General features: G+C 38.1%; 12 protein-coding genes. 9 read left to right on the forward strand and 3 right to left on the reverse strand.

Annotated elements, in window-relative coordinates; translation table 11 throughout:
- Positions 1-14: 14 nt before the first annotated feature.
- Positions 15-650 (reverse strand): TetR/AcrR family transcriptional regulator, encoded by a 636-nt coding sequence (locus NST63_RS04540; RefSeq protein WP_341041391.1) that lies wholly within the window; start codon positions 648-650, stop codon positions 15-17.
- A gap of 222 nt (positions 651-872) precedes the next feature.
- On the opposite strand from NST63_RS04540, the gene NST63_RS04545 reads away from it, so the two are divergent.
- From NST63_RS04545 to NST63_RS04565, 5 genes are all read left to right on the forward strand, one after another.
- On the forward strand, positions 873-2,105 hold the full coding sequence (locus tag NST63_RS04545; protein WP_078110066.1) for a M20 metallopeptidase family protein: 1,233 nt from the start codon (positions 873-875) through the stop codon (positions 2,103-2,105).
- The gene (locus tag NST63_RS04550) at positions 2,080-3,402 is read left to right on the forward strand and encodes an amidohydrolase (RefSeq protein ID WP_341041393.1); all 1,323 of its coding nucleotides are present in this window, start codon (positions 2,080-2,082) and stop codon (positions 3,400-3,402) included. Before NST63_RS04545 ends, NST63_RS04550 begins: the two co-directional genes overlap by 26 nt.
- Positions 3,403-3,416: 14 nt before the next feature.
- Positions 3,417-4,679 carry a M20 family metallo-hydrolase gene (locus tag NST63_RS04555; RefSeq protein WP_341041395.1) on the forward strand — a complete coding sequence of 421 codons (1,263 nt, stop codon included), beginning with the start codon at positions 3,417-3,419 and terminating at the stop codon, positions 4,677-4,679.
- Positions 4,676-5,971: a hypothetical protein gene (locus tag NST63_RS04560; protein WP_078110068.1), complete on the forward strand. Its 1,296-nt coding sequence runs from the start codon at positions 4,676-4,678 to the stop codon at positions 5,969-5,971. Before NST63_RS04555 ends, NST63_RS04560 begins: the two co-directional genes overlap by 4 nt.
- A gap of 72 nt (positions 5,972-6,043) precedes the next feature.
- Positions 6,044-7,582, forward strand: a complete 1,539-nt coding sequence (locus tag NST63_RS04565; protein WP_341041396.1) for an AbgT family transporter — start codon at positions 6,044-6,046, stop codon at positions 7,580-7,582.
- 44 nt (positions 7,583-7,626) lie between these two features.
- Here NST63_RS04565 and modB read toward each other — a convergent pair whose 3' ends face one another.
- Positions 7,627-8,283: a molybdate ABC transporter permease subunit gene (gene modB, locus NST63_RS04570; RefSeq protein WP_341041397.1), complete on the reverse strand. Its 657-nt coding sequence runs from the start codon at positions 8,281-8,283 to the stop codon at positions 7,627-7,629.
- 5 nt (positions 8,284-8,288) lie between these two features.
- Positions 8,289-9,074 carry a molybdate ABC transporter substrate-binding protein gene (modA, locus tag NST63_RS04575; protein WP_341041399.1) on the reverse strand — a complete coding sequence of 262 codons (786 nt, stop codon included), beginning with the start codon at positions 9,072-9,074 and terminating at the stop codon, positions 8,289-8,291.
- A gap of 168 nt (positions 9,075-9,242) precedes the next feature.
- Between modA and NST63_RS04580 the strand changes: the two genes are divergently transcribed.
- The 4 genes from NST63_RS04580 (at position 9,243) to NST63_RS04595 (ending at position 13,551) form a co-directional block, all read left to right on the forward strand.
- On the forward strand, positions 9,243-10,181 hold the full coding sequence (locus NST63_RS04580) for a helix-turn-helix transcriptional regulator (RefSeq protein WP_341041401.1): 939 nt from the start codon (positions 9,243-9,245) through the stop codon (positions 10,179-10,181).
- A 20-nt stretch (positions 10,182-10,201) separates the two neighbouring features.
- Positions 10,202-11,401, forward strand: coding sequence for a phosphoenolpyruvate hydrolase family protein (locus NST63_RS04585; RefSeq protein ID WP_071975277.1), 1,200 nt, complete (start codon positions 10,202-10,204; stop codon positions 11,399-11,401).
- Positions 11,402-11,499: 98 nt separating this feature from the next.
- Positions 11,500-12,711 (forward strand): Tm-1-like ATP-binding domain-containing protein, encoded by a 1,212-nt coding sequence (locus tag NST63_RS04590; protein WP_216386107.1) that lies wholly within the window; start codon positions 11,500-11,502, stop codon positions 12,709-12,711.
- A 15-nt stretch (positions 12,712-12,726) separates the two neighbouring features.
- A complete protein-coding gene (locus NST63_RS04595; protein ID WP_341041404.1) occupies positions 12,727-13,551 on the forward strand; it encodes a phosphoenolpyruvate hydrolase family protein in 825 nt (274 codons plus the stop codon).
- Positions 13,552-13,554 lie beyond the last annotated feature (3 nt).

The following is a 13,554-nucleotide window of genomic DNA, read 5'->3' on the forward strand; positions in this document are numbered from 1 at the left end:
TTTTATTCCTCTTTTCATTGATGTTGAGCCGTCTGAAGTCCTTTTATAATATATTGAACAGCTAGGTCTGCTATCGTGTCAGCGGAAAGTTCAGGCTGTGAACGATTAAGAAATGGATTGTTATAGGAAAACATTAATGTTCCCATAATAAAATTCACTGCAACTTCTACTGAAGGAAAATCAATCGTATGCTGTTTTTTACATTCTTCTAATATTACTTGCAACTGATCCCAGGATGGCCAAAAGACATCCTTTAGCATTTCTAGCCTCGAGCTATTCATTACCAGCTCCTGCTGCAATATATTAATAAGTTCATGATGCTCTATTCTGAATAAAACAAAATGTCTACAAAAGCTGCTTAATGCTTCTAAAGAATTAGATAGATCATAGTTCATATTCATAAATGTGTGTCGAATCGGTTCAAAGATTTCGTAAAAAACGCTTTCTTTTCCACCGATATGATAGGAGATAAGAGCCAATGAAACATTAGCTTCTTCACAAATTTGCCTAACTGTTGTTCCATCATATCCTTTTTTAGAAAATAACAGCCTTGCAGCTTGAAGGATCTGTTCCTTCACTTCTTTATTTTTTTCGCGATCTTTTTTCTGTTTGAATGGACTCACCTCTTTTTGAACAATTGTTTTGAACAAACGTTCAATTATCAGTATACTCCTCTATTATTTTCTGTCAATATGGCGATGCTTGAAGAAAAAACTTCTGTTTACTCTAGAAAAAGATTGTGACATAGTTAACTAGTTTTTTAAAAAAAAATAGAAGGAATTTTTTGATTATTAGCAAATATATTTATTAACGGATGAATTAAGGAAAGTTTCCTTAATTAGCTTATTGAAAATAGGAGTGATGGATTGTCTATGACGGTGATAAATAAAGAAATGCTTAAGAAAATATTGGAAGATGTCATCCATCTTCGTCGCCAATTGCACCGTTACCCTGAGCTAAGTGGAGAGGAATATGAAACATCTAAAGTAATCCAGTCGAAATTGACGGAGTTCGGAATAAATTTTAAAACTGGTTATGCCAAAACAGGAGTTCTCGGGATCATTAAAGGTAGCCGACCCGGAGGAACGGTTGCATTAAGGGCAGATATTGACGCACTGCCAATACAGGAAAGGAATCAGGTCTCCTTTAGATCACAGAACGACGGGATCATGCATGCATGTGGGCATGATGCCCATGCAGCAATGCTTGTTGGTACTGGTTATCTACTAAATGAAATAAAGGAGCAGCTTCCTGGCACTGTTTTACTTTTGTTTCAGCCTGCTGAAGAAAACTCTCCTGTTGGTGGAGCAAAGCCAATGATGGAGGATGGAGTTTTTTCTCACTATCCTCCTGATGTGATCTTTGGTCAACATGTATGGCCGGATTTGCCCGTTGGGGAAATTGGAATTCGAGAAGGGGCGATAATGGGTAACTCCGATAAATTTAAGATTAAAATTAAAGGTTCAGGCGGACATGCAAGTATGCCACATCAAACAATTGATGCCATTATTGCTGCAAACCAAGTTATTACCGCACTGCAAACAATTGTGAGTAGGAATGTGGACCCTTTAGATCCGATTGTTTTAACCATCGGGAAAATTGAGGGTGGGTATCGACATAATGTGATAGCTGATCAGGTGGTATTAGAAGGCACTGTTCGAACATTTACCAACGATGCAAGAAGCCAGGCGAAGGAGAGGTTATATTCGATTGTGCATCATACTGTTCATGCGATGGGGGCTGAGGCAGAAGTTGGCTATTTTGAAGGCTATCCTGCAACAATAAATACACCAAAATGGGCACAACATATTAAGGATACAGCTCAGCATGTACTGGGTGAAAAAGGAACTCCAGAAGTTAATCCAAGCCTTGGTGGAGAGGATTTTTCTCGTTTTTTGGAAAAAATCCCGGGTGCGTTTTTCTGGTTAGGTACCCAGATTGAAGAAAAGGAAAAACAAATGCCTTTACATGATCCACGATTTCAGTTAAATGAACGGGCACTATCGATCGGAGTAGAACTAATGGCACAAATTGCTGTTGATGCACTATTCACATTAGAACGAGGAAAGAAGGAAGAAAATGAAAACAGGGCAACTACGATATGATATCGATGAATTTATCAAAAATTTAACGTCACAGCTTGTATCATGGCGCAGAAAGTTTCACCAATATCCTGAAATAGGCTGGATGGAATATGTCACAACCTACTACATTGCAAAAGAACTTGAATCCATGGACTATAAACTAGCCATTGGAACCGATGCATTGATGACGAAGCAAAGAATGGGAATTCCCGAGCAACAGCTATTAAAAGAATCTGAAGAACGGGCTAGAAGAAAGGGAGTCCCACCTAACTACATGACTAAATTAGCGGGAGGACATACGGGACTAGTAGCCCAATGGGATACGGGGAGACCTGGAAAGCATATCGCTCTAAGATTTGATATTGATGCACTTCCGATAGAGGAAGTTTATGAGCACGCTCATTTGCCTGTTAAGGAAGGGTTTCAGTCTCAGAATCAAGGTTGGATGCATGCCTGTGGTCATGATGGTCATATTGCGATTGGTCTTGGGCTGGCACATATGATTAAACATTTTCAAGATTCATTATCTGGTAGATTCACTCTTCTTTTTCAACCGGCTGAGGAGGGAGGACGCGGAGCATTACCAATGGTGAAAAACGGATGGTTAGACGATGTGGACGAATTTATTAGTGGACATATCGGTATACATTCTCTTTCTATTGGAGAAGTAGCAGCAACAACGAATCAGTTCCTAGCTTCATCCAAAATCAATGTGACCTTTAAAGGAAGGGCAGCACATGCGGGGGTTGAGCCTGAAAAAGGCCAAAATGCACTACTAGCATGTGCAACAGCCAGTCTTCAGCTTCAAGGAATTAGTAGGCACTCAGGTGGAACAACAAGAATTAACATCGGAAAATTAGAAGCGGGTTCTGGAAGAAATATTATTGCTGATCAAGGGAGAATGGAAATTGAGACGCGTGGGGAGAACGATGAATTAGATCAATATATGTTCAATGAGGCAAAGCGGATGATTCATGCTACTGGAGATATGTATGGAGTACAAACCAAAATGGAGGTTGTCGGTCATGCGATTGACGGAACTTGTGACAATGAATGGGTAAAGCGTGTGGAGAAAGTAGCGAGTCAGAGTAAGTGTATAAAGAACGTCCATCCTGTACTGCCGTTAGGAGCTTCAGAAGATGTGACCTATATGATGAAAAAAGTGCAAAATAACGGTGGTAAAGCAACATATCTCATTTTTGGAACACCATTAGTGAATGGCCATCATCATCAAGCATTTGATTTTGATGAGAGAGTTCTCCCGATTGCAGTAGAGGTGCTAGGGAGATTGATTATATACCTACAGGATGAAAAGTGAAGGAGTTACTATGTATGAATATGTTGGAACAATGGTTGAGTAAAACTTTAAATCGACTCAATCTTGTTGATAGTATGGAGCAATTGAACGGTTTTACACGACTTAGCTATAGTGAAGAGGAATGGAAAGCAATGGATGCCTTTACCGAAATTGCTCATGAAATGGGCTTGGAGGTAAGAATGGATGAAGCGGGAAATCGAATTGCAAGATGGAATCCTACTCCTGAAAGTGAATCTCTTCCCGCTATAGCCATTGGCTCGCATCTTGATACCGTTGTAAATGGTGGAGGATATGACGGGGTCGCAGGAGTTCTTTGTGGGCTAGGGGCTATCAAACTTGTAAAAGAAACCAAAAAACGACTGATTGATCCTATCGAAGTGATTTGTTTTGCTTCAGAGGAATCAGCACGTTTTGGCATTTCAACGATTGGTAGCAAGGCGATGACCGGATTACTTGATGTAGAAGGAGTCGCGGATATTAAAGATGCTACAGGAATCACGGTAAAGGAAGCAATAGAATCTAAGGGATTGATTATGGAACAGATCGTGAATGCTAAAAGAAATAATTCAGAGATTAAAAGTTTCATAGAACTGCATATTGAACAAGGAGAACTATTGCAGGATGCTAACTGCGATATTGGTTATGTACGTGGAATTGCCTGTCCAACAAGACTAACAATCACCATTAAAGGACGTGCTGGCCATACAGGGACAACACCAATGGGGAAACGGAAAGATGCATTGGTTGCTATTGCTCCACTTATTACATTTATTTCACTAACCGCAGAAGAAATTTCAAAGACAAGTCCATTTCCGTTGGTTGCTACTGCTAGTACAATTCAGCTCTATCCAAATGTGATGAATGTTATCCCTGATGTTGTTCACCTTGGGGTGGACATTCGGAGTATTGATGACCATTTAAAGAGTGAGATGACACAGAAAATCAAGGGAAAATGTACCTTCCTTGAAAAGGAATTTGGAGTCGTGGCTAAAATTGAATGCCTTGTAAATGAATCCTCGGTGTTTTTACATCCCAATCAATTGAAAAAGTTACAAGTGATCGGTGAAGGGATGGGGCTAAAAGGATTAGAGCTTGATAGTGGAGCGGGCCATGATGTTATGAACATGGCTAAGAGATGGCCAGCCTCCCTCCTATTTATTCCAAGTAAGGATGGAATCAGTCACCATCCTGAGGAATACTCATCTATCCAAGATTTGCGTAAAGGTACAGAAATTTTAGCGAAGTTTGTACTTCAGGAGGCTAGTGGAAGCAAATGAAAATAAAAGTGGGAATTATTGGTCCTCAAGATTCGGTGAAGTATATTTTGCAGGTGGCGGAGAGCTATAAGGACATTGACTTTATTCCATTTTCCTATGAGGCAACAGAGGATACCCTAACGATTTTAAAGGAAAATGACCACATGATCGACCAATGGCTATTCTCGGGACAAGCTCCCTATCACTTTGCTTTGGAAAATGGTGTGATTACAGAGAGCAGGGGGAGCTATCCATCCTTACAGGGCTCGAGTTTTTTTGGAACATTACTTGGAGCAGTATTGAATGAAGGAGAGATCATTCGAAACTTTAGTATTGATACTATTTCCGATTCTGTGTTTCAGACTGCGGATGAAGATCATTTCCTTCATACACTTCAATTTTATTCTTTTCCTTATAGAGGATACATGCCATCCGACGAATTAGTTGCCTTTCATCAGAACTTATATGAAGAAGGGAAAATTGATGTAGCACTTACCTGTATTCGATCTGTTTATTTGCAGTTGAAGAACTTGGGAATTCCCTGTTATCGTGTCAAGCCAACCCAATCTGCAATAAAAATTCAGTTAGATCTATTAAAGGAAAGAAGTCTTTCGGGGAAATATCGAATGTCTCAGCTTGCCATTTTTGGAGCGGAGGTAATTCAGGAAGAGAAATATCCTTCTTATAAATTAAAACATCAAATCCTTGATTTATCGCGACTATTATTAGATTTTACTGAAGAAACGAAAGGCTCCTTTGTCCAAATGGGAGATGGACTATTTGTTATATACACGACAAAGGGAGAATTGGATCTTAGTATCGATGGAAAGAGAATTGAAAATCTAATGAAGACCATTCATATTCAGACAGGTCTTAAAATTCGGGTCGGACTAGGGTACGGTATGACTGTATTTGAAGCAGATCAGCATCTGCGTTATGCTCTCCAGCATGCTAGAGAACATAAATCGGAAACCTTTGTATTGGTTAATGAAGAGAAGGAGGTGACTGAATTCTATCATCAGGAAAGCACCATTCAGTTTCATACTAGGAAATGGGGGAAAGAGTGGGAAAAAAAATTTAAGGAAGCCTCGATTAGTCCGGGAATGGTCTCCAAAATTGAATCGCTTGCCAATCACTATCGAAAAACTCATATAACAACCAATGATTTATCTATTTGGTTGAATAGCTCTGAAAGAAATGGAAGACGATTATTGGGGGAACTAGAAAAGTTAGGTCTTGCTATTGCAACTGGTGAGGAGCAATCCGGACATAGGGGAAGACCAAGGAAGATTTATAAACTGCTATTTGTATGAATGAGTTGCAGATCCTATGTGTTTTGAATTAATTGAATGTTTTGTTAATTTCTAAGGAAAAGGAGTGAGTGTATGTCTAACCCAAATGTCGGTATGAACAATGATCCAGTGAAACAAAAGGGAATGTCTCGGTTTTTAGGTGCGATTGAAAAGGTTGGAAATAAATTACCTGACCCATTTATGCTTTTCGTGTATTTAGCTATTTTTATTATACTTTTATCATGGCTTATTTCTGCCTTCGGGGTAACGGTTATTCATCCAGGGACAAAGGAAGAGCTGCCTATTAAAAGTCTAGTTTCAGGTGAAGGAATACAATATATTCTTGAGTCTATGCTGACAAACTTTACGAGCTTTAAGCCACTAGGTCTTGTTTTAGCAATGATGCTTGGAATTGGATTAGCTGAAAAGGTAGGTCTTCTCGAGGCAGGAATACGAAAAACGATTTTAAATGCGCCAAAATCGATTGTTACTTATGCGGTAGTTTTTACAGGCATTATGGGGAATTTGGCTTCTGATGCAGCTTTTGTTGTTATTCCTCCTTTAGCAGCGATGGTTTTTTATGCGGTTGGACGTCATCCTTTAGCTGGTCTTGCTGCCGGATTTGCTGGGACGGGTGCAGGGTTTACGGCAAATTTAATTATTGCCGGAACCGATGCCTTACTTGCTGGAATTTCAACCGAAGCGGCAAAAACGATCGATAAAAATATCATTGTTACACCTGTTGATAATTGGTATTTTATGATGCTTTCTGTCTTTGTTTTAACCATTGTTGGAGCCCTTATTACAGAGAAGGTAATCGAACCTCGACTTGGTAAATATGAAGGGAAGATGGGAAAAGAGCTTGCAGAGCCTAATCCCCTTGAAGGAAAAGGATTTAAAAATGCATTGCTTGCTGGTCTTGCTTACCTTGTGGTTGTTGCCGTTATTTTATTTTGGCCGAACTCTCCACTTCGCAATGAAGAAGGTGGCATTATCCCTTCCCCTTTTTTAAATGGAATTGTACCCATTCTTCTATTCTTCTTCTTAACGATGGGAATTACTTATGGTGTTACAGTTAAAAAGATTACTAGTACAAGGGATATACCTAAATACATGGGCGAGGCTATTAAGGATATGGCTGGTTATATTGTGTTAATATTTGCTGCGGCACAGTTTATTGCCTATTTTGATTGGACGAATATTGGCATTTGGGTAGCTGTTAATGGAGCAGAATTATTAACATCATTAAATTTCGATGGACTTCCAGTTGTCATTGGGTATGTTCTCTTTACTGCATTATTAAATTTACTCATTTTTAGTGGATCGGCGAAATGGGCATTAGAGGCACCTATTTTTATTCCAATGTTTATGATTTTAGGCTATCATCCTAGTTTCATTCAGGTAGCTTATCGAATTGCTGATTCATCGACAAATATTATTACCCCGATGAACCCGTATCTTGTTGTTATCCTTGCGTTTATGCGAGAATATGACAAAAAAGCTGGGATAGGTACATTGATTTCCCTCATGCTGCCGTATAGCCTTGCATTTTTAGTTATCTGGATTATCCAATTACTCATTTTTGCTCTTATCGGTATACCATTTGGACCAGGTATTCATATGAATCTATAGACTTTTGGGGGTGTCCCTTTTAAAGACACCCCCATAGCATGTCCTTAGTGCTTTAATAACTGAACGCTAATCAGCATTAATAGTGAAATACCAATGATACTCAATACCCAAAGCCATGCTAGACCTTGATGGCCTGAATCCAGCGCAAGATAAATGGCTGTTGGAGTAGTTTGCGTTTTTCCAGGGATATTTCCGGCAAACATTAAGGTTGCTCCGAATTCCCCTAATGCTCGAGCAAAGCTAAGAATTGCCCCTGAAAGAAGCGCTTTATATGCAAGAGGAATGGAGACAGAAAGAAATAGTCGCCATTCTGATGCTCCATCTACTCGGGCTGCATTCTCTACATCTGGATCGATTGCTTCGAATCCTGTTTTTGCTGTCTGGTACATGAGTGGAAAGGCAACAACAGTTGAAGCAATGACTGCTGCCCACCAAGTAAACATAAGCGGTTGATGAAAGATCCATTCGATCAATTGCCCTGCAGGACTTTGCCTTCCGAAAACGACAATAAGTAAAAATCCAATAACAGTAGGTGGCAGTACTAATGGTAAAAGGAAGATAACTTCGACTAATACTTTCCCCTTAAATTTCGCATTTGCCATCAGCTTTCCAAACAAGATTCCCAGGATGAAAACCGTTACTCCTGCAACAAAAGCTATTTCTATGGAAAGCTTTATTGGTGACCAAAAGTCAGTAACCATATCAATTAATTCAGCCCTTTAAATCCGTATTTTTTTAAGACTTTCATTGAAGCATCTGATTGTAAGTATTTATAAAATTGTTTTGTTTCTTTCGGGTGGGAGCTTTCTTTGACCATGCCTATAGGATAGATAATCGGTGTGTGCGTTTTTTCATCTGCTGTTGCAACAATCTTTATTTTTTTTGATGTAAGTGCATCGGTTTTGTATACTATCCCTGCATCGACATTTCCTGTTTCCACATAGTTTAATACTTGACGAACATCCTTCGCATAAACGACTTTCTTTTCTAATCCTTCCCATAGCTGTAAATATTCAAAGGATTCCTTTGCATACATTCCTGCTGGAACAGCTTCAGGAGTTCCAATTGATATTTTATCAGCTTTTGATAGGTCATTTAATGTATGTATTGTTTGTTTTTCTTTTGTCGGTACTACAAGGACTAGCGAATTACCGACAAGATTCATCGAATCCGCTTTCTCAATTATTCCTTTTTGTACTAATTGATCAAATTTATCCTCAGCAGCTGAAAAAAAGATATCAACGGGAGCACCTTGGCTAATTTGTTGGGCAAGCGTTCCAGAAGCACCAAAATTATAGTTGATCTTAATGTTTGAATGCTGTTTTTCATAAAGACCTTTGATTTCATTTAATGAATCTTGCAAGCTTGCAGCGGCAGAAACGGTAATCTCCACCTTTTTACTAGCCTTTACATTCTGTTCATTTGTGGAACAACCGGCCAACAAAATGAATAGAAACATAATTATAGTCAGTCCGTTATAAATACGTTTCATCATTGATCCCCCATTTCTATTTATGTTTCGTTATAACTAATTATAATTAGTTATAACGAAAATAGAAGTGATAAAATTCACAATTGCACAATTTTAATTTAGCTAAAAGAAATATTATCTGTCCTTTTAATTACAGATTGTCATACAATAGTAGAAGGAGGGATGGACATGTCCAATGAGCGATCCTATACCATTGAAGAAGTATCACAGCTTTTGAAGGTATCAAAACTTACTGTATACGATTTAGTAAAGAAAGAGGAATTACCGGTTTTTCGTGTGGGTAGACAAATGAGGGTAGATGCGAAAGACTTAGATGATTATATAAAAAAACATAAAACCAACCAACTTACCCGACCATCCCCCACTACCGGATTGCAACAAAATGAAACGGAAGCAAGCCATTCACAAAGCATAGTTATTAGTGGACAGGATATGGTTTTAGATATACTAGCAACACAAATTGAGAATCACTCCTCTTATAAGACATTACGTTCCTTTACTGGTAGTTTAAATAGTCTTTTTTCCTTGTACAATGGTCAATGCGATATTGTCAGTTTACATATGTTTGATGGCGATTCTGGACAGTATAATCTACCCTATGTAAAAAAAGTATTAGTAAGTGATTCTTATCTATTAATGAATCTTGTTTTACGAAAAGCAGGGATGTATGTACAAAAAGGAAACCCATTACATATTACCTCATGGAAGGATTTAAAACGGAAATCTATCAAACTGATCAATCGTGAAAAAGGATCTGGAGCCCGTATTTTATTAGATGAACAGCTCAGAATTCATCATATTTCTCCCAAAGATATCGAGGGCTATGAAAGAGTGGAAATGAACCATTTAAGTGTCGCTTCCTCTGTAGCTAGTGGACAAGCAGATGTAGGCGTAGGCATTGAAAAAGTGGCAAAAATAGTAGGAGTAGATTTTATTCCATTAATTACTGAGAGATATGACCTTGTCATGCTTAAAAATCCTCAAAATGACTCATTAATTAAAGTAGTTACGAGCATTTTAACATCAGCCTCCTTTAAACAGAAAATCCATTCTTTAGGAGATTATGATGTTTCAGAAATGGGATCTATTATCTATGAAACCTATTGAATATATGTGGTGGATAAAAAATGAAGGATAGAAAAGAAGAAACATTACTATATTTAAAAAGACAAATGAAAATAAATAAACATATTATTGGTGTTGCTACTGGATCTGGACTTACAGCAAAATATGCAGAAAAGGGAGGGGCTGATTTTATATTAGCTCTAAGCTCGGGACGATTTCGGCAAATGGGTGTTAGCTCATTAGCTGCCTTTTTACCGTTTACAAATAGCAATGATCTTGTTATGAATTATGCTTTGAAGGAAATTATCCCTTCTGCAAAGGTTCCGGTCCTATTTGGATTATCTGCAACCGACCCAACAATCAATTTGCAGCTTTATATTAAATTGATCAAGGAGAAGGGCTTTTCTGGTATTAATAATTATCCTACTATCGGGCTCATAGATGGGAGATTTAGAGAAGCATTAGAAGAACAAGGAATTAGTTATGAACAGGAAGTAACGGCCATCCGTATTGCGAGTAGCCTAGGGCTTTTTACTGTTGCTTTTGTGTTTAATGAACGCCAAGCAATACAAATGATAGAAGCCGGTGCAGATATTATTTGTGTTCATTTAGGTTTAACTGTTGGCGGAGTATTAGGAGCAAAACAAATACAATCTCTCCAGTCATCTAAAAGGAAAGCGGCAAATATTTTCGAAGTTTGTAATGAAATCAATCCACATGTAATAAAAATGATTTATGGTGGACCTGTAAATAAACCGATCGATGTGCAATTCATGTATGATGGGATAGATGCGAACGGTTATATAGGGGGATCTGTTTTTGAACGAATTCCTGCAGAACAAATGATTCCTTATGTTACGCAATCATTTAAACAGGCAAATGATGTTAAATACGAGGAATTAATTCAAAAATTCATTGATGGAATAAGTACTCAAGATGATTATATTGATTTTATGAAAAAATATATTGGGTTACATTATTCTGAACCAATCACATTAAATGAACTTGCTGGAATCATGAATCTTTCAAGATCCTATTTAAGTACTCTATTTAAAAAGGAAATGGGTATCTCCTTTACCACTTATTTAATTGATTATCGTATCAATCGTGCGATAGAAATCTTACAGGAGAAAAGTTTGCCATTAAATATGGTGGCAGAACTAGTGGGCTATTCGAATTATGCTCAATTTAGTAAAATTTTCAAAAGTCGTAAAGGCGTTTCGCCATCTGAATATATAAAAACAAACAAAAAGACAAAATAAACAAACATAAGAACATTAACTCGAACGAAAGAAAGCGGTATCATTTTATCAAAGGGATGATATCGCTTTCTCTTTTTTAAAGCAAAGGAGTGTTGAGATTGGTTAAAACAATTGCGTTAGCAGGAACTTTTGATTCAAAAGGGAAAGAATTTTTGTATGTAAAGGAACTAATCGAGTCTCTTGGTTTTCAAACGTACACGATCCATACGGGTGTTTTTGAACCATTCTTTCAACCAGATGTACCTAATTCAGAAATCGTTGCTGCAGCAGGTGCAGATATATTGCGAATTGCGACACAAAAAGACCGTGCCAATGCAACAGCTACTCTTTCAAGAGGGATGGAAATCCTATTACCAAAATTGTATCAAATGGGAAAATTCGATGGAATTCTATCATTTGGCGGAACCGGGGGAACGTCGATTGTCACACCTGGTATGAGAGCTCTACCAATCGGGGTACCTAAGGTAATGGTTTCAACGGTTGCTTCAGGAAATACGGAACCATATGTAGGCACTAGCGATATTATGATGATTCCCTCAATTGTTGATGTAGCAGGTTTAAACAGTATTTCTACGCAAATATTTACTAATGCCGTATTTGCTATTGCAGGTATGCTAAACTATGAAAATAACACTCAATTAGAGAAAAAACCACTAATCGCTGCAACCATGTTTGGTCTCACCACACCATGTATTAATCAAGCAAAAGCTTATTTAGAGGAAAAAGGCTATGAGGTATTAATTTTCCATGCAACAGGTGTTGGTGGACGGACAATGGAAAGCTTAATTGAAAACGGCTTTATCGATGGTGTATTAGACATAACAACGACTGAGTGGGCAGATGAAATTGTTGGTGGAGTTTTAGCGGCAGGTCCTCACCGTTTAGAAGCAGCTGGAAGAAATGGTATTCCACAAGTTGTTTCAGTGGGAGCATTAGATATGGTGAATTTTGGCCCATTTGATTCTGTACCCAATCAATTTGCAGACAGGAAATTTTATAAGCATAATCCAACGGTTACTTTAATGAGAACAACAGTAGAGGAAAATCAACAATTTGGGCAAATAATCGCTGACAAACTAAATAGGACAAATGGTAAGACAACATTACTGTTACCTTTAAAGGGGATTTCTGGTTTAGATATAGAAGGACAAGATTTCTATGGTCCAAAAGAGGATGAAATGTTATTCAAGACATTGAGACAAGCAATTAATCAAGATAAAGTCGAACTAATTGAAATAGATACAGATATCAATCATCAAGAATTTGCCTTAGCAGCTGCTAAAAAGCTAGTTGAATTAATTGAAGGATAAAAGGAGAGATAGTTTATGTTATCAAGACAAGAGATATTAAACCGTTTCAAAGAGGAAATTAAGAACGGGAATATCCTATTAGGTGTTGGTGCAGGTACGGGTATCACAGCTAAAAGTAGTGAAGCAGGCGGAGCGGATATGCTAATTGTTTACAACTCTGGCCGCTATCGAATGGCAGGACGAGGTTCTTTAGCAGGATTACTTTCTTATGGAGATGCGAATCAAATTGTTGTAGAAATGGGCAATGAAGTGATCCCTGTTGTGAAAAGCACACCTGTATTAGCAGGGGTAAATGGTACCGATCCTTTCCGTGTGATGGATGTATTTTTAAAACAATTAAAGGAACAAGGATTCAGTGGGGTTCAAAACTTTCCAACCGTTGGGTTGATTGATGGAGTATTTCGTCAAAACTTAGAAGAAACCGGAATGGGGTACGATCTGGAAGTAGAGATGATTCGCAAAGCGCATGAGCTAGATATGTTAACTACTCCTTATGTGTTTGATGAGGAACAGGCAATGAAAATGGCCGAAGCAGGTGCAGATATTTTAGTTGCTCATATGGGGTTAACTACAAAAGGATCTATAGGTGCAAAAACTGCTCTAACATTAGATGATTGTGTAGAGCGTATTCAAAAGATCATTGACGCTGGAAGATCAGTAAACCCAGATATTTTAGCTATTTGTCATGGAGGCCCAATTGCAGAACCAGACGATGCTGCTTATATCATCGAAAGAATAGAAGGCATAGTAGGCTTCTTCGGTGCATCAAGTATTGAAAGATTTGCTGCAGAAAAAGGCATTAAGGAACAATCAGAAGCATTTAAGAAAATAGGTAAATAAGTG

The sequence above is a fragment of the Heyndrickxia sp. FSL W8-0496 genome (assembly GCF_038007825.1).
GTDB classification, from domain to species: domain Bacteria; phylum Bacillota; class Bacilli; order Bacillales; family Bacillaceae_C; genus Heyndrickxia; species Heyndrickxia oleronia.

Coding starts and splice junctions, on each gene's coding strand:
- NST63_RS04560 (WP_078110068.1), top strand. CDS start 4,676: ATGAAAATAAAAGTGGGAATTATTGGTCCTCAAGATTCGGTGAAGTAT.
- modB (WP_341041397.1), bottom strand. CDS start 8,283: ATGGTTACTGACTTTTGGTCACCAATAAAGCTTTCCATAGAAATAGCT.
- NST63_RS04565 (WP_341041396.1), top strand. CDS start 6,044: ATGTCTAACCCAAATGTCGGTATGAACAATGATCCAGTGAAACAAAAG.
- NST63_RS04595 (WP_341041404.1), top strand. CDS start 12,727: ATGTTATCAAGACAAGAGATATTAAACCGTTTCAAAGAGGAAATTAAG.
- NST63_RS04545 (WP_078110066.1), top strand. CDS start 873: ATGACGGTGATAAATAAAGAAATGCTTAAGAAAATATTGGAAGATGTC.
- NST63_RS04555 (WP_341041395.1), top strand. CDS start 3,417: ATGAATATGTTGGAACAATGGTTGAGTAAAACTTTAAATCGACTCAAT.
- NST63_RS04550 (WP_341041393.1), top strand. CDS start 2,080: ATGAAAACAGGGCAACTACGATATGATATCGATGAATTTATCAAAAAT.
- modA (WP_341041399.1), bottom strand. CDS start 9,074: ATGAAACGTATTTATAACGGACTGACTATAATTATGTTTCTATTCATT.
- NST63_RS04585 (WP_071975277.1), top strand. CDS start 10,202: ATGAAGGATAGAAAAGAAGAAACATTACTATATTTAAAAAGACAAATG.
- NST63_RS04580 (WP_341041401.1), top strand. CDS start 9,243: ATGTCCAATGAGCGATCCTATACCATTGAAGAAGTATCACAGCTTTTG.